General features: G+C 66.5%; 7 protein-coding genes. 3 read left to right on the top strand and 4 right to left on the bottom strand.

The features are described 5' to 3' along the window. The first annotated feature begins 17 nt into the window (after positions 1 to 17). The gene (locus HV823_RS10695) at positions 18 to 401 is read left to right on the top strand and encodes a RidA family protein (RefSeq protein ID WP_176949695.1); all 384 of its coding nucleotides are present in this window, start codon (positions 18 to 20) and stop codon (positions 399 to 401) included. Positions 402 to 496: 95 nt separating this feature from the next. Next, positions 497 to 2,485 (top strand): acetyl/propionyl/methylcrotonyl-CoA carboxylase subunit alpha, encoded by a 1,989-nt coding sequence (locus HV823_RS10690; protein ID WP_176949694.1) that lies wholly within the window; start codon positions 497 to 499, stop codon positions 2,483 to 2,485. Positions 2,486 to 3,098: 613 nt separating this feature from the next. Here the strand turns inward: HV823_RS10690 and pbpC are convergent. From pbpC to HV823_RS10670, 4 genes are all read right to left on the bottom strand, one after another. Beyond that, on the bottom strand, positions 3,099 to 5,174 hold the full coding sequence (gene pbpC / locus HV823_RS10685) for a penicillin-binding protein 1C (RefSeq protein ID WP_210270760.1): 2,076 nt from the start codon (positions 5,172 to 5,174) through the stop codon (positions 3,099 to 3,101). A gap of 18 nt (positions 5,175 to 5,192) precedes the next feature. Next, positions 5,193 to 10,649, bottom strand: coding sequence for an alpha-2-macroglobulin family protein (locus tag HV823_RS10680; RefSeq protein ID WP_176949692.1), 5,457 nt, complete (start codon positions 10,647 to 10,649; stop codon positions 5,193 to 5,195). Between the two features lie 201 nt (positions 10,650 to 10,850). Next, on the bottom strand, positions 10,851 to 12,830 hold the full coding sequence (locus HV823_RS10675; protein ID WP_176949691.1) for a CHASE2 domain-containing protein: 1,980 nt from the start codon (positions 12,828 to 12,830) through the stop codon (positions 10,851 to 10,853). Further along, complete coding sequence (locus tag HV823_RS10670; protein WP_176949690.1) at positions 12,830 to 16,483, bottom strand: FecR domain-containing protein; 3,654 nt, start codon at positions 16,481 to 16,483, stop codon at positions 12,830 to 12,832. The genes HV823_RS10675 and HV823_RS10670 overlap by 1 nt, the downstream gene beginning before the upstream one ends. On the opposite strand from HV823_RS10670, the gene HV823_RS27205 reads away from it, so the two are divergent. Further along, positions 16,421 to 17,110 carry a Pycsar system effector family protein gene (locus HV823_RS27205; RefSeq protein ID WP_343051849.1) on the top strand — a complete coding sequence of 230 codons (690 nt, stop codon included), beginning with the start codon at positions 16,421 to 16,423 and terminating at the stop codon, positions 17,108 to 17,110. The two genes, HV823_RS10670 and HV823_RS27205, sit on opposite strands and share 63 nt — an antisense overlap. Positions 17,111 to 17,122 lie beyond the last annotated feature (12 nt).

Raw genomic sequence — 17,122 nt, 5'->3', positions numbered from 1 at the left:
ACGTCAGGAGGCCAATCATGAAACGGGAGAACATCAATGCGAAGAACGCACCGGACCCGCACGGGGGATACTCGCAGGCGGTGAAGCTGGAGGCGTACGAAAGGCTGCTGCTTGTCAGCGGCCAGATCCCGGCGGACAGGGACGACAAGGTGCCGGACGGCTTCGAGGCGCAGGCGCGCCAGGTCTGGCGCAACGTCGACGCACAACTCAAGGCGGCGGGCATGGACAAGTCCAATCTCGTCAAGGTGACGACCTATCTCGCCGACCGGCAGTATGCGACGGCCAACCGGGAGCTGCGCAGCGAGTATCTCGGCGCCGTGGCGCCCGCGATGACAGTGGTGATCTGCGGCATTTTCGACGAGCGCTGGCTGCTTGAAGTCGAGGCGGTGGCGGCACAGTAGGGCCGGTGGCGATCGAAAGGGCCGGCTTCCGGCCCGCCTCGCCAAGGCCCTGGCTTCCACCCCGCACCAGCAACCGGTCATCACCGGGAGAAACGATGTTCAAGAAGATCCTGATTGCCAATCGCGGCGAGATCGCCTGCCGGATCATCCGCACGGCCCGCAAGCTCGGCATCGCGACCGTTGCCGTCTACTCGGACGCCGATCGGACGGCGCTGCACGTGGCGATGGCGGACGAGGCGATCCGGATCGGTCCGCCGGAAGCCGTGCGCAGCTATCTCGACGGCACTGCGATCATCGACGCCTGCCAGAAGAGCGGGGCGGAGGCCGTACATCCGGGATACGGCTTCCTCTCCGAGAACCCGGACTTCGTCGAGGCGGTCGAGGCGGCCGGCCTCGTCTTCATCGGCCCGTCCGCGCGTGCGATCCGGTCGATGGGGCTGAAGGATGCCGCCAAGGCGCTGATGGCGCAGGCGGACGTGCCCGTCGTGCCAGGCTATCATGGCGACAGCCAGGAGCCGGATTTCCTCGCCGCGCAAGCGGATCTGACCGGCTATCCGGTGCTGATCAAGGCGCGGGCCGGCGGCGGCGGCAAGGGCATGCGCCGGGTGGACCAGCCGGCCGCGTTCGCGGCAGCCCTCGCCAGCGCCCGGCGCGAGGCCGAGGCTTCCTTCGGCGACGGACGGGTGCTGGTGGAAAAATACATGGCCAAGCCGCGGCATATCGAGGTCCAGGTGTTCGGCGACAAGCACGGCAATGTCGTCCATCTGTTCGAGCGAGACTGCTCGGCGCAGCGTCGCCACCAGAAGGTTATCGAGGAGGCGCCGGCGCCCGGCATGACCGCGGAGATGCGCGAGGCGATGGGGACGGCGGCGGTGCGGGCTGCGCAGGCGATCGGCTACAGCGGGGCCGGCACGGTCGAGTTCATCGCCGATGTTTCCGACGGGCTGCGCGCCGATCGCTTCTTCTTCATGGAGATGAATACCCGCCTGCAGGTCGAGCATCCGGTGACCGAGGCGATCACCGGGCTCGATCTCGTCGAATGGCAGTTGCGCGTGGCTGCAGGCGAGCCGCTGCCGAAGCGGCAGGCGGAGCTTTCGATCGACGGCTGGGCCTTCGAGGCGCGGCTCTATGCGGAGAACCCGGCGCGCGATTTCCTGCCCTCGACGGGGCGGCTGGCGCTTTTCGACCTGCCGGACGGTGTGCGGGTCGATTCCGGCGTGCGCGCCGGCGACGAGATCACCGCCTTCTACGATCCGATGATCGCCAAGGTGATCGCCCACGGTGCCGACCGCACCGAGGCGCTCGGCAGGCTCGCCGGCGCGCTGGCGCAATGCAGGATCGCCGGGGTGACGACCAATGCCGGCTTCCTGGGGCGGCTCTGCCGCGAACCGCATTTTGCCGCGGGCGACGTCGACACCGGGTTGATCGGACGGCAGGCGGAGACATTGCTGCCGAATCCGCCGGCAGGGCCGAGGGTGCAGGCGCTGGCGGGGATCGCAGCACTGGGGCTGATCGACCCGGCCGAGGGCGGCGATCCCTGGGAGCGGCTGCGCGGCTTCCGGCTGTGGGGGCCGTCGTGGCAATCGGTCTTCGTCGAGCAGGACGGAAAGCCGCTGAAGGTCCGGGTCGCCGCAGGCGAAGGCCGGCGCTTCGAGGTCGCGATCGGCGAGATGCGGCTGTCGGTCGTGCTGCGCGCGGGGGGCGCAAAGGGCGCTGTTCTGGCCGATTTCGGTGATCGCAGCCTGGAGGTGTGGATCGCCCGGCAGGGACCGGAAATCGTCTTGTTCGCCGAGGGCGAAAGCCACGTGTTCCATGTCGAGGAAATGGCAGGTCTGCACGGCGAGGAGGAAGCCGGCGGCGACGTGCTGGCAGCGCCGATGCCGGGTGTGGTGCGGCTTGTGCAGGCAGAGGCGGGGACGGCGGTCGTCAAAGGCGACGCGCTCGTGACCATGGAGGCGATGAAGATGGAGCTGGTGCTGCCGGCACCGCGCGACGGCACGGTGGAAATGGTGGCGGTTGCCGCCGGCGACCAGGTCGCCGAGGGGGTCGTGTTGCTGCGGCTGGCGGCGGAGGAGGCGGGTTAGGGGAGCCAATGCCGGAGTTTATCAGAACCGACTCTGGCTGCGCCGGAGCCTGCTTTCATCGATGGCGGTCGAGGCTTTCCTTTTTCAGCGGAAGAAGGTGGCGCGCAGCGCCGGATGACGGCGGAGCACACGCACGGCATCTGCGCTGACCTCCATATCGCCTTACATTCGTTCGGCCTTTCTCCCCAATCGGGAGAAGTGAGCCCGCGGCAGACGCAGCGTGTTCCGTACTCGTCGCCGGTCAGCACCGGTTGCGGGCAAAGTATCAGGTTTGTGGCCCTGCTGCCGTGCCCCCGCGCTCCGAACGACATTCGCTCCGCCACGCCCGGGCGCTTCTTCACCCCGTGGCGCGGGGGTTCCCCCTCATTCGCCTGCCGGCACCTTCTCCCCGCGCGCCGGGAGAAGGTCGGTCGCCGCGGGTTTCTTGCTCCCTCTCTCCGCTTGCGGGGGAGGGTTGGGGTGAGGGGCGCAGATGTCGGAGGTTCGGGGCGTTTCAAAAACGGAGATGAGGAGATGAGCGCGCGCCGGACCGGTTCATTCTCGGCGGGCGCGAAAGTTGAAAGGCACGAGAACGCACTTCCGTCTTGAGGGCGGAGGTCGTTCCTGTCGCGTGCTATTCCACGAACACGCGCACGCTGGCTGCGCGCCCCATTGCATCGATCACCGTCAGGGTCGAATAGCCGGCGCCGTCGGGGGTCCACTGGGTGGTCCGGCGGCGGGACGTGTCGGGGAGCATCCGGCCGTTGGCGAGCCAGCGGAAGGGGGCGCGGCCGCCCTGCAGCTTCAGCGCCAGTGGCGCAATGTCGCTGCCGGCGCGGGCGCCGAGTTCGACGTGGGCGCCTTCCGGCGGGAAGACGATCTGCGGTGCCGGTTCGCGGGCGGTGGCGGCGACGAGGCCGGAGGCGGTGCGGGCGAAGCGACGCAGGCCGACGGGGAGTTCGGATTGCGCGGTGCGGACGGCACCCGGCGGGGCTTTCGGCATCGGGGTGATCGCGATGCCCGATTTCGAGAAGGCCTCGAACAGGATGGGGGCGGCCGATTCGTAGCCGGTGAGGCCCGGTATGGCGGCATTGTCGGCGCGGCCGACCCAGACGCCGAGCACATGGCGGCCGTCATAGCCGACCGACCAGGCGTCGCGGTAGCCGTAGCTCGTGCCGGTCTTGTAGGCGAGGCCGAGCCTGCGGCTGCCGTGCGGCGGCAGCACGGCGGCAAGCGCGTCGGTGACGTTCCAGGCGGCGGCCGGCTCGATCAGCGGATCGCCCACCACGACTTCCGGTGACTGCTCGACGCCGTCGCCGAGGCGGACGACGGCTCCCTGGTTGGCGAGCGCCGCATAGAGCTGGACGAGGTCGCGCAGCGTGATCCCGGCACCGCCGAGGCCGATCGCAAGGCCCGGCGCCTCGCCGGCGGGCAACGTGAGCCGGACATCGGCGCGGCGCAACCGCACCGTCAGCCGTGTCGGGCCGACGGCATCGAGCAGGCGCACCGCGGGGACGTTGAGCGAAAGCTGCAGCGCCTGGCGGATGCTGACATCGCCCTGGTAGCTCATGTCGAAGTTGCGCGGCCGATAGCCAAAGAAGTCGGCCGGCCGGTCCTCGACGATCGTCTCCTGCGCCACCAGCCCCTCCTCGAAGGCGAGGCCGTAGATGAAAGGCTTCAGCGTCGAGCCGGGCGAACGGATCTGGCGCGTCATGTCGATCCATCCGGAACGGGCGGCATCGAAATAATTGGCCGAACCGACCTCGCCGATGATTTCGCCGGTCCGGGCGTCGGCCATGACCATCGCCACCGAAAGCTTCGGGCCGAGCCGTTCGGCGGCGTTGCGGGCGACCGTCTCCAGTACCTGCTGCACGCCGCGGCGGATTGTCGTCTCGTGGCGCTGGCGGGTCGGGTCCTTGCGCAGCGCGAGTTCGGAAAGATGGGGAGCAAGAGCCGGCAGCTGCAGGCGGCGGTTGGGGACGGTTTCACCGCCCGCCCGTTCGGCCTCGCCTTCGCCGATCACCGTCGAGACCGCCATGCGGGTGAGCACGCGCTCGCGCGCAGCTTCGGCCATCTTCGGGAAGCGGTCCGGCCGGCGGCGCTCGGGCAGTTGCGGCAGGGCGACGAGGAGGGCAGCTTCGGCGACCGAGAGCCGCTTCGGCTCCTTGCCGAAATAGGAGAGGCTTGCGGCGCGCACGCCCTCCAGATTGCCGCCATAGGGGGCGTGGGTCAGGTAAAGATCGAGGATTTCGGCCTTGCCCAGCCGCCGCTCGATCTGGATGGCGCGTGCGATCTGCCTGGCCTTCGCCAACAAGGAGCGGCCCTCGCGCGGTTCGATCAGCCGGGCGACCTGCATCGACAGCGTCGAGGCGCCGGAGACGATGCGGGCGTGGCTAACGAGCTGACCGGCGGCGCGCAGGAGCGCCAGCGGATCGATGCCCCTGTGCTCGTAGAAACGCTGGTCCTCATAGGCGAGCAGCATCCGGACGAACTGCGGATCGACGTCCTTGGACGTCGTCCGCAGCCGCCAGAGGCCTTCGGAGGTCGCGAAGGCCCTGAGCAGTCGCCCGTCGGCATCAACCACTTCGCGCGAGACTTCCCGCGCCTTCTCGATCGGCGGGGGAAAGGCCGCGTCGGCGCGCAGCAGCCCGTGCAGCAATGCGGTGAAGACCACCGCATTGCAAAGCAGGGCCAGCAGGCCGACGCGCAAGACCCGCACGGTCGCCTCCTATTCCGCCAGCACCTGCATGCGGCCGGTCGCCGTGCGGGCCGAGAACTGCGGACGGTACATGTCCTCGACGCTCGCCGCCGGATGATCATAGGTTCCCGGTGTCACCGCGCGCACCACATAGGCGAGCGTGATCTCGCTGCCGCTCGTGCCGGAACGGTCGAAGGCGGCGACGAAGCGATCGCTGCGGAACTCGGTGTGGGCGGCCTCGACGTCACCGATCCATTCGAAATTGGTGAGGCTGGCGCTGTTGACGAGGCTCGGATTGTCGATTTCCAGGCCCGCCGGCAGAAGATCCGTGACGAGCACGCGCGAGGGCCAGGCGTTGTCCTGCGTGACCTTCAGCACGACCACGTAGCGTTCGTTCTGGCGGGCCTCGGAAATGGTCGCCGGTTCGCCGTCGAGGGTGTAGTAGCTGCGCTCGATGGCAAAGCCGTTGCCGCCGGCCGGCAGCGGCTGCACGGGGGCTGCGACCGTAGTGAGCACGGCAGAGACGTTGTCATTGCCGCGGTTGACGACGGTGACGGGTCTTTTCAGAAGATCCTCGCCGCTCATGCGGGCGGCATAGCGGCCGCTGTGGTCGGCCCCGTTCACCTCCAGCCGTAGCGTGTCGTCTTCGCCCTGGATGGCGCGGGCGGCGAGCAGCATCCAGGTCTGTTCCTGGGTGCTGGTATAAGCCTTGTGCTGCCATTCATTCGCGACGATGCGCGAAAGGTCTGGAATGATCGCCGGCACCGGGCGGGCCTCGGCTGCCAGCGCCAGCACGGCGGCGCCGTCGCGAAGTGCGGAGCCGTAGTCGGAGCGGTCAAGGCTGACATTGGTGACGTCCGTCGTCATGCGAAGCGAGTCCCGGAAGATCCGCTCGGCGCGCTGCGCATCGCCGTAAAGGCCAAGCGCTGCGGCGACGTGCGCCTTGGCGAGCGGCGTCGGGAATTCGGCAAGCCGCGTGTCGGCGTAGTAGCGCAGGTCGCTGATCGAGGCCTTACGGTTGCGGGCCAGCACGTAGAGCGCATAGGCGATCTCGTTGCCGCGGTCCTGCACGTTGTTGTCGTAGGACAGCGCGTTCTGGAGGTTGTCGAGCGCCTGCACCATCGCCTGTTCCGGTACCTCGAACTTCTGTTCGCGGGCGCGGGTCAGGAAATCGGTGACGTAGGAATCGAGCCAGAGGTCGCCGTAACCCGGACCCCAGAGGCCGAAACTGCCGGAAGACGACTGGTAGGAGAGCACGCGATAGATCGCGTCCTGCACCCGCTTGGCCGTTTCGGTGTCCTCGGGCAGGCCGGTCCCTTTCGAAAGCTCGCTCAGATAGAGCAGCGGCAGGGCGCGGCTGGTGGTCTGCTCGGCGCAGCCATAGGGATAACGGTCGAGCGTCATCAGCAGGGCTGGAATGTCGAAGGCCGAGGAGCGGGAAACGTTGAGCGCAACCGAGGCGCTGCCGAGCAGGCTGTCGGCGAGCAACTGGTCGTCGATCGTGACGCTGCCGCCGGCGGCAAGCTCCAGCACCCGCCGCGTGGTGATCGGCAGGGTGGCAGGGCGGACGGGAATGTCGAGCGACTGTTCAAAGGTCTGGCCGGCGCCGTCCGACAGGGCCACGGTGATGACGCCGCTGCCGACCTCGCCGCCGATCAGCGGCAGGGTCAGGTCCGTCTTGCCGCCCGCCTCCAGCCGCACGGTCTGCGACGCTCCGGTCTGCTCGACCATTACGGAGGGATTGTGGGTGATCGACAGCTGGTAATCGCCGGCCGGCGCGTCGGTGTTGGCGATGTCGAGGCGCAGGCTGGCGCGGTCGTCTGGCGCCAGGAATTTCGGCAGGCTGGCGGTGACGACGACCGGGTCGCGGATGATGACGTCGCGGCTGGCGTGGCCGATGCCGGCCTTCGACCAGGCGACGGCCATGACGCGGGCGGTGCCGTTGAACTGCGGAATGTCGAAGGAGACCTTCGCCTTGCCTTCGGCATCAAGCTTGACCGGGCCGGAGAAGAAGGCGACGAGCTTCTGCGTGGGCGGGTTTCCCTCGAGTGCCACCTGGCCGCCGTCGCCGCCGGTACGCAGCCGGCCGGTGGCGCCGAGCGAGCCGTCGATCAGGCGGCCATAGAGGTCGCGGATCTCCAGCCCCAGCCGGCGCTGGCCGAAGTACCAACCGTCCGGATCGGGAGCTTCGTAGCGGGTCAGGTTGAGGATGCCGACATCGACGGCGGCGACGGTGACATAGGCGTCCTCGTTCGCGCCGGCTCCGGCAACGGTGAGCGAAATGTCCAGCGGCTGGCGTGGCAGCGTCTTTTCCGGCGCATCAAGCGTGATCGCCAGCTTGCGTTCGGCCGGATCCACCTTCAGCCATTTGACGCCGATGGCGCGCATCGGCATGCGGCTTTCCTGCGCATCGCCGGGACGATAGAGCGTAGCGGTGATATAGGCACCAGCACCCCAGTCGGCAGTGACCGGGATTTCGACCTCGCCGCCGCTTTCGCCGGCCGCGGCTGTCGCGACCGAGATCAGGTTCTCCGTGCCGTTGGTGACGAGAAGCTGGCCGGCATAGCGCGAGGTGACCTTGAGCTTCGCGGTCTCGCCGACCTTGTAGCTTTCCTTGTCAAGCGCGATCTCGAGCGCGTCCGGCGTTTCCGTCGAAGTGGCCTCGACATACCAGCCGGCGTCGAATTCGATGCTGGTCGCCGGACCGGCGGCGGACGCCGTCTCGACTTCGAGACGGTAGCGGCCCCAGCCGACCGGAACGGCGATCTCCGCACCGTCCTCGGTGACGTCGATCACGCCGGCCTCGACCTGCTTTGTCGACAGGATCGGTTCGTAGCGCCAGGAAGAACCGTCGCGATACCATTGATAATCGCGCTCGACGCTCAGAAGCTTCCATGGCAGGCCCTTCATCGCCTGCCTGCCGCCCTCGGGACCGGCTACGATCACGTGGAAACGGGCCGTCGAATTTTCCGGAACGTCGCCGCTGGCTGCCGGGCGGATGCCGATCATCGGTCCGTCGGCGCGCACCGGCAGGATCAGCGAGCGCTCGACGGCACGACCGCCTGTCTCGCTCATGCGTACGGTGATCTCGGCGTTCAGAAGCTGGGTTGTCGCCGGGCGTTCGGCGACATCGACCTCGAAGCGCGCCTTGCCCTCGTCGTCGAGCGGCGCCAGGCCCTCGATCGGCAGGCGGTTCTCCTCCATGCCCTCCTCGTCGGCAAGACCGAAGACATAGCCCTTGAAGGCCTCGCTGGCGCGCGTCGGCTTCAGGGACACGTCGCCCTCGATCTCCAGGCCGGCGGCAGGCGCTCCGTACAGGTAGCGGCCGTCGACGTCGATCGCGACCGGTGTGCCGCTGACGATGTCCTTTGCCTCGCTCGTCAGGTCGAATTCGGTGCGATCGGGCACGAAGTCGTCGACAAGGAAGGTCTTCTCGCCGATCGACGGCGCCTTGGGATCGGCGAAGATCTGCATCGTCCAGGTGCCGCGCATGGCATTCGACTGGACGGGGAAGTCGATCGTGTGGCCGCCGAGGCGGCTGTCGTTGCTGACGAGACGCCGGTCCTCGACGCCATCGGGGCGGGTGAAGACGAAGGTCAGCGGCAGGCCTTCCACCGCGTTCGCCTCAACGTCGCGGGCAAGGGCTGCGGCATGCACCGTCTCGCCGGCACGGTAGATGCCGCGCTCGGTCCAGGCGAAGATGTCGATGGCGCCCGGCGCCGGGCGGCCGGTGACGCCGCGGTCGGAGAGGTCGAAGCCGGCGCGGGTCATGTCGAGGAAGACGTAGTCGGCCTCGCCGTTGCGCGCCGTCAGCACGGCCGGCATCATCGCCGCGGTGCCGCGGATCAGCCCGGCGGTGAAGGTGGCGCGGCCATCGGCGTCGGTCGTGGCGGTGCCGAGGATCTCGTTGTTTTTCGCCAGCAACTGCAGTTCGACGCCGGCCAGGGGCTTCGCGCTGCCGAGCGAGCGGGCGAAGACGTGCAGCCCGTCGGTGCCGGCGAATGTCGAAAGGCCGATGTCGGAGACGAGGAACCACTGCGTGGCCTTGGCGTCCCATTCGCGCTTCGGCCCGTTCGAGGCCTCGGCGGTCAGAACGTAGATGCCGGGTTCGCGCTTCGGCAGGGCCTCGTCGACGGGGAAGGAGGTGACGACGTCCTTGTTGAGATCGCGCTGCATCTCGATCTGGCCCTGCCAGACGAGTTTGCCGAGTTCGCTCTCGATACGGCCGGCGCCGTAGCCGTCCAGCTGGGTGAGGAACTGCGAGCCGGTCAGAAGGGCGGCGATGCTGCGGTCGCCGACGCGGTAGAGCTTGAGATCAGCGCTGTCGGTGTTGACGGAGACGAGCGGGATGCCGCGCCGCGCGGTGCTCGGCAGCACGAAGCTGTCGCCGGTGAAGCGTACGCTGGCGCTGCGGTCCTGGACGTAGATGTCCAGCTCGACGGCCTGCTCCAGGCTTTCGTCGACCGAGGAAGGCAGGCCGGGACGGAATGCAAGCTTGTAGCGCTGGCCGTGGTTCAGGCCCTCGACGCAGACCTGGCTGTCCTTCGCCTCGACGCCCTTGGGGGCTGCGCCGTCGAGCGTGACGAAGCTTGCGTAGTCGGTGCCGAATTTTACCAGCGGTTCGGAGAACTGCACGCAGGCCCGCGGGCTCGCGCTGTCGTTGTCGAGGGTGTGCTGGACGACGCGGAAGCCCTGGCGTGCCTTGAGATCGAGATAGGCGGCGCGGACTGTGGGGTCTGCGACCAGCGCAAGGCTTTCCTTGTAGGCGTTGATGCCGGCGCGGTAGTTGCCGGACTTGTCGAGCGTGTCGGCGAGAACAGCGAGTGCGTCGGCGCGGGCGGTGATCGACCGCGTCAGCCAATAGGCGTTCAGGGCGGCAAGCGGGCCCTGGCCGGCAAGATAGGAATTGTCGGTCGAGCGGGCGGCGGTCTGGGCCATTTCGATCCAGAGGAAGCGGTCGTCGGGCGCCAGCGACAGCGCACCCTTGAAGGCGTCCAGCGCCTCGGAGATGCGGCCGGTCTCGGCCTCGATCCGGCCAAGTGCCGCGAGGCTTTCCACGCCCTGTCCTTCCTGGGTGCTGAGCAGCGTGAGGCTGGACCTGAGCGCGCGCGCCTCCTGCAGCATGCCCTCGGAGAGGAAGCCGAGTGCGGGTGCCGCGCCGATGTCCGCCTCGCCGTCGGTCAGCGTGATCTTGCCGGCGATCGTGCCGTTGAAGCCGTTGAGCTGATTGAAGTCGGACTTGAGGAAGCACCATTTCACCTTCGGATTGTAGGTGAAGGCGCGGCAGGAAGGGTCGCCGATGCACTGGCTCTTGCACTGGTCCAGCGTGACATTCTGCACCGTGCGCAGGTCGAACCCGAAATAGTCGGCGTTCTCGGTGGTGACGATCGAGCGTTTGGATTCGGCGGCGTGGCCCGGGAGAGCGCCGGAGAGGACGGCTGTCACAAGCGTGACGAGAAAGGCGGAGACGCCGAAGAAAGAACGCATAACCCCATGTCCTCCAAATGCCATCGGTCCCAGCGCCGGCCACTCTTGATAGCTGAGCGGCGGATGTCAACCGAAGGTCGCAAAGTTTCCCGGCTGGGTCGAAAGGTTGAAGCGGCTGTCCCGGGCAGAACTGTGTCCCCTGAATAGAACGGTCCAGCCCGCAGGTTTCATCGCGGATGCGGCAAGGATTCCGGCGCGGCTCTATCCGGCGTTTTCGGCGCGTTCATTGCGCACGATCCGGTAGTAGGGGGAGAGGGCCGGCAGGGCTGCGAGCATCTCGTCGAAGAGCGGATCGTCGGGCGTGAGCGTGCCGGCGTAGCGGGCGGTGACGAGGCGGCGATGCTTCTCCGCGACATCGTCGGCCACATCGGCAAGCGCTGTGAAGACGGGAGAGGCCGTCGTCCGTCCCTTCACGGTGATGCGGTCGAGTTCCAGCGCACAGAAACGGTCGGCGAGAAGGGCGGTGCCCTCGCCGATCAGAAGCGGCACGCCGTAGTTCTTCGAGGCGCCCTCGAGGCGGGAGGCGAGGTTTACCGCGTCGCCCAGCACCGAATAGTCGAACCGCTGCGAGGATCCCATATTGCCGACGACGCATTCGCCGGTGTTGATGCCGATGCCGATCCGGAGCTGATGGTGGACGGCGCCGCGCTCGGTCGCCTCGCGTTTCAGCTCTTCGTTGAGGCTGTCCATCCGCGCCAGCATGTCGATGGCCGCTGCCACTGCGTGGTTGGCGTGGTCGTCGTCGTCCAGCGGCGCGTTCCAGAACGCCATCAGGCAGTCGCCGATATATTTGTCGATCGTCCCGCCATGGCCGAGCACGATGTCGGACAAAGGCGTCAGCAGGCGGTTGATCAGCGTCGTCAGCTGTTCGGGATCGTCCTTCATCGTCTCCGCGATGGTGGTGAAGCCACGCACGTCGCAGAAGAGGATGGAGAGCGTGCGCCGTTCGCCGCCAAGCCGCAGCTGCGAGGGGTCGCGGGCGAGCCGTTCGACGAGGGCTGGCGAGAGGTACTGCGAGAAGGCACGGGTGATCTGCTTGCGGTTGCGGCGCTCGTCGGCATAGTCGAAGGCGGCCTGGCCGATCGCGACGCTGACGAAGGCGAGCGCGGGGCCGAGCGGCGAGACGAAGAGCTGGGCGTAGCGGATCAGCAGGAAGCTTGCCGCGGCAAGCGCAACCACGGCGCCCAGGGTCACGGCCGCCGTCTGCCAGCGCGTCGAGCGCCAGACGGTGAGCGCGGAAAGGACGGCGGCAAGCGCGATGCCGGCAAGGGCGATCGGCGTGCCCGCCTTCAAGATGGCGCGGGCACCCACGATGTTGTCGAAGATCGTCGCCTGGATCTCCACGCCCGCGACCAGCCGCCCGGTGTGCACCGTATAGGACGTCGCAAAGGCGTCCGCGCCGCCGTGGTTGATCTCGGGGGCGTTCTGCAGGCTGAGGCCGACGATGACGACGCGGTCGCGGAAGAAATCCTTGGGCAGGAAATTGTCCGGGTCGAGCGCCTGGTAATAGGAGACCGTGGGATAGCTGCGGGCGGGGCCGAACGACTGGACCAGCCAGTCGCCGTGCGGCAGCTCGTGAGGCCGGCCGGCGATACGGGCGAGTTCGCGGGCGAAGCCGTCCTCGTAGCGCGGCAGGTCGCGGAAGGTGCCGTCGCCACCGAGCGAGATCGAGGCGAGGCCGGTGACCGCACCCGCATCCGAAAAGGCGGGAAGCGGGGTGGTGCGCACCAACTGCTCGGCCTGCGGGGTGACGATCAGGCTCTCGTCGCCGGCGAGAACCACGTCTGGACCGAGCGCTGCGGCCAGGGCCGCGTCGCGTTCGGGCACGGACGGTTCGGCGAAGATGATGTCGAGCCCGATCGCCCTTGCGCCGGCTGCGCGCAGCGCCTCGACCAGGCGCGCGTGGATGTCGCGCGGCCAGGGCCACTGCACGTTGATCTCGGCCAGCGACGGCTCGTCGATTGCAACGACGACCGGGCTGTCTGCGGGCGGGGAGGGATCGTCGAAGGTGGAAAGATAGTCGAAGCTTCTGAGCTCCTGCAACGACCAGAACGGGAAGCGGGTCAGCGTCGAGACTACGGCGATCGTCATGACGGTCAAGAGGACGAGCCGAAGCGTGCGGCCGATCCGCCGCGTTCCGTTCACGCCAGTGATGTCGTGCTTTGGGGCGCTGCCGCTCATCAGAAACGAACTTTGACGGTGCCCTTGAAGCTCCGCCCCCAGCCGGGGATGCCCGTTGCGACGTCGAAATCCTCGTCCAGCAGGTTGAAGGCGGCAAGGCTCAGTTCGAAACGCTTGTCGAACGGTTCCCACGTCACGCTGGCGTCGAGCGTCCAGAAGGCGTCGAGTTCAGTCCGGCCAATAGGCAATTCTCCATCCAGCGATGAAAGACTGCCCGCACGGGTTCCTATGTAGTTGCCGGCGACCGTCGCCTTGATGTTTGCTTCGTTGACCCACGTCAAGGCAACCTGTCCAGCCCATGTCGGTATGAAAGGCAGGGTTTTGCCGTAGTCTAGGCTCGTGGGATCGTCGTTCTTCGAATTCGTGTAAGCGACGGTTCCGGAGACGCCAAAGCCGCTACCGATGTGAATGTTGGAGGTCAGGCTCGTGCGGTCAACGCGACCCTCCGAGAGAGCGAAGGAATCGACAAAGAGCGGGGACGGCCAGAGCGCAGGATAGCCGAGGGCAAGGCCGTTCATATCCTGATGTTGGTAGTCGACCGCCGTAAAGAACCAGTCGGTCCATTCTGCGTCCCATTTCAAGGCGAGCGTATCGGCGTAACCATCGGTGGCCAGACCGAATTGATTGGGTTGTATGCCGAGAATGCTGACTGGAGCCAAGGTATTGATGTCATAATCGTAGCTCTGGCGAAGGACAGCCGCGCGCAGCCATTGCCCGTCTGTCGGAGAATAAGCCACCCCGAAGCGCGGCTCAAATGTTTTGGTATCGGCAAAATCGCCGTTGGCATACGTTCCGAACAAGCCGTACTCGGCCTTCACCTGACTGTTTATGTCGTGCAGTACATCGACGTATGCACGACCATAGTCGACTCGTGTCGACACGGAATCCACCGTCGGTTCGCCATTCAGATCCTCGGCATAGTCCAAATCGATCACGCCGCCTTCGATGCCATAGCGCCACGTCAGGTTGCCTGTAGCGATGGTGTGGTTGAGCGCTCCAATATAGCTCGTCTGCGATGTTTTCTGGCTGAAGGCATCAATGCCGGCTTGAGCAAACGTGAAATCGTTCTTCTGATCTGTATCGCTGTAGAAGAATGCAGTGTTGATGACGTTTTCAAAGCTGATCGTATGACTGAGTCCGACACCGAGTTCGGTTGTCTTGTAATTGTTGTCTCTTTCAAACGTATCCGGTGGACTTCCGAAGTAATAGGGCAGCTCAAGGCTGTTGTCTGTGCGTTGCGCATAGGCGACGACCCTGGTGTCCGGGGTCGGAGTCGCCGTAAGGTAGCCGACGCCGTTTATCACTTCGGCCGTGCCGTCGTAGTGCGACTGCGGATAAGCTATATCACCCGTGAGCGGCGTCTTTATCCATGCAAGATTGACGTAGCTGCTCACCGGGAACGGCCAGTTGGCAAAGCTGCTCCAGCTGCCCTCGTAGATCGGCCGGGTGTCGCCGTTATAGGTCGAGATGCCGTAGCCAAGTTCGACTTCCGCGAAGGGGTAACGGATGTAGTACGGTCGAGCGGAAGGCCCTGCCAGCATGTGCGGGTCGTACAGCAGGCCCTGCATGAAGGATGAGAAAGTGTACTTATTCTGGGTCGGCTCGATGCCGTCGCTGCCGTAAAGGTAGTTGTTCAGGAACGGGTTGACGCTGCCGCGCAGCGTCTGGTCGACATACGACATGCCGGAAAAGGGGTCGAAGGTGATGTCGCCGTAATACTGGCCCCAGGCGTTCAGGCCCTGCAGGCGGAAGGCATTGTTGAGGGTCGAGCCTGCGTCGTGGTTGAAGCTGATCGCGGCGTGGTCCGATCCGATCGCGCGCAGCCGGCGCATGTATTCCAGGGCTGCGGCAATGGCGCCGTCGGAATCGTACTCGTCCATCGCGATGCTTGCCCGCAGAGACGGAACGACGGGATCATTCGGGTCGAGCCGATCGGCGTTGTCGAGCGCCTGCTGCGCGGCGACGCCATTGCCCTGCTCCTGCTGCGCAATGGCCAACGCAAGCTGCCCCTGCGCTACCGCGGGATTTGCCACCGTGCCCGCCAGCAGGTCCTCGGTCGCCTGCTCCAGTTCGCCCGTTTGGAGATGGTAGCGGCCGCGCGCGATCAGGGCGAGATCGAAACCCGGATCGGCCGCCATCGCACGGTCGATTTGGTCCTTCGCCAGTAGCACCCGGTCCTGATCGAGATAAGTGATCGCCAGATTGACGCGCGGCAAAGGATCTACGGGGTCCAGCTCGATCGCGCGCTTGAGCGCTTTTTGCGCCGACTGCCAGTCGCCGCGTGCATCCTGGGCGAGGCCCAGATCATTCCACAGCGTGCCCCAGCCGGGCGCCACCTTCAGTGCCGTCTCGAGGGTTGCGATGGCGGCCTTGGGGTCGCCTTCGATGCCGCTCTGATAGCGTGAAAGGCTCCACAGCGCGATCGGCTGGTTCGGATCGAGCGCCAGCGCGCGACCAATCGCTTCCTTCACCTGTTCGCGATCGTTGATGATGAAGGCGAAGGCGGAGCGGTAGGCCGGCAGCGACGGGTCGTCCGGATACCGCTGTTCGGCCTCCTTCAGAATATCGAGGCTCGCGCGGATGTTTTCCAGGAAGCCCGCCGCATAGGCCTCGGCGAAGGCGCCGTTCGGGCCGGTCACCCGACGCGGCTGCTTTTCGAGGCGGTCGGGGTTTGCAAGGGCACGGGCGAAGTAGCCGCCGAAGTCGGCCACGCTGCCTCGTTTCGGATCGAGGCCGGGTCGGGCGCGGGCGAACAGGCGCGCGGCATCGTCGAAGCGGCGTTCGGCGCCGGCGACCATGGCGTCGATCAGGTCGAGGCGGGCGCGCTGGGTGGCGGAAAGCTTCATGGCGCGCGCCCGGTCCAGCGAGGCCATCGCCATCTGGCGGCCTTCCAGCGTAAACTGTGCCTCGGCAAGCGTCAGCCAGTCCTCGGCGCTGCGGATTTCTTCCGGCTTTTGTTCGAGGCCGTCGATCGTCCGGCGCATTTCCTGCGCCGTCAGCGGGGAGGGCTGCATGTAGACGAACGCGTCGCGCAGCGGCAGATAGAACAGCATCTGCTCGCGGTCGTCGGAGTTGACGACGATGACCTTCTGCGGCGCCTGCCCGATCCGGGCCACGGCGGCCTCGCCCTGGCGGACCTGCACGCTGCCCTGGTCGTTCACCAGTTCCACCGTGCCTTCCATCACTACCAGCGAGGTCTTGTCGCCGTCGACGGTGAGCGACCAGTCGGTGCCGCGGATCGCGGCGGCCGCAGCGGGCGTGTCGATCTTCAGCCCCTGGCCGCCGCGCTGCGCGCGCGCCCAGATGGTGCCGCTCTGCAGGTCGAGCACGGTATCGCCCGCAGCCCCCATCTGACGGACGAGCAGCGAGGAATTGCGGCCGAGCCGGATCTGGGTGCTGTCGGCAAAGAGGACGGCGAGCTGGCCGACCGCGTTGGTGCGCAGTTCGTCGCCGATCAGAAGGTCCTGGTTGAGGTCGACGTGGCGCCAGTTGCTGACGTCGAAGAAGCGAACCTCCTCGCCCGTCTTTCGCGCGATGACGGAGCCGGCAGTGGGGGTGGCGCGCGGAACCGGATCGCCGAGGGCAGCCGTATGCCCCAGGGCGACAAGAAACGGCAACGCCGCTATTGTCCTCCAGCCAGTCCCCTTCTTCATGCGCCAAGAACTGACAGGCGCGGAGAAATTGTCAAGCTGCCGCGGCGGGGGCTGCTTGCTTTTGTCCGCGGCTGTATTAACACGGAAACACATGTTGGCGGGGGCAGTCAGTATTTGGCCATGAGTAATCCGGAGAACTCGCGCTCGATCGAGCACTTCAATCATGTAAAGAAAATCAACGACGTCTTCTATGACCAGGTCAAGTCCGCAGACCAGAAGGCCGCCTACATCTTTACATTCATGCTTGCATTCCTGATGTGGTCGGCCGAGGGGCAGGGTGTCTTTCGCTGGGCCCGCTATACGGAGAGCAACCTTCTCTGGGGGATCGTGTCTGCCGCGCTCGCCGCGTCGATCGTGTTCACGATCGTCAGCGCGATTCTCGTCGTTCTGCCCCGCAGGGCCGAGCGCGGCACGTCGCTGTTCTGGGGCGCGTGGAAGGATCAGCGCAAGCGCCTGGTGGAGGCCAGCGACGCGGCCGACATGGACTATCTTTTCAAGGAGTATCTGGACAATGCCGACGTGCTGGCCCAGATCGCGCTGGACAAGTACCGGATGGTCCGCTTCGCCTTTCGCGGGCTTCTGACGACCGTCCTGAGCTATGTCGTGCTGCTGCTTTTGCGCCAATAGCCGCGCGGCCTG

The organism is Mycoplana rhizolycopersici (assembly GCF_013378445.1).
GTDB lineage: Bacteria > Pseudomonadota > Alphaproteobacteria > Rhizobiales > Rhizobiaceae > Mycoplana > Mycoplana rhizolycopersici.
This window is presented reverse-complemented; position numbering and strand designations above follow the sequence as displayed.

Coding starts and splice junctions, on each gene's coding strand:
- HV823_RS10695 (WP_176949695.1), top strand. CDS start 18: ATGAAACGGGAGAACATCAATGCGAAGAACGCACCGGACCCGCACGGG.
- HV823_RS10690 (WP_176949694.1), top strand. CDS start 497: ATGTTCAAGAAGATCCTGATTGCCAATCGCGGCGAGATCGCCTGCCGG.
- HV823_RS10680 (WP_176949692.1), bottom strand. CDS start 10,649: ATGCGTTCTTTCTTCGGCGTCTCCGCCTTTCTCGTCACGCTTGTGACA.
- HV823_RS10675 (WP_176949691.1), bottom strand. CDS start 12,830: ATGAGCGGCAGCGCCCCAAAGCACGACATCACTGGCGTGAACGGAACG.
- HV823_RS27205 (WP_343051849.1), top strand. CDS start 16,421: ATGCCCCAGGGCGACAAGAAACGGCAACGCCGCTATTGTCCTCCAGCC.
- HV823_RS10670 (WP_176949690.1), bottom strand. CDS start 16,483: ATGAAGAAGGGGACTGGCTGGAGGACAATAGCGGCGTTGCCGTTTCTT.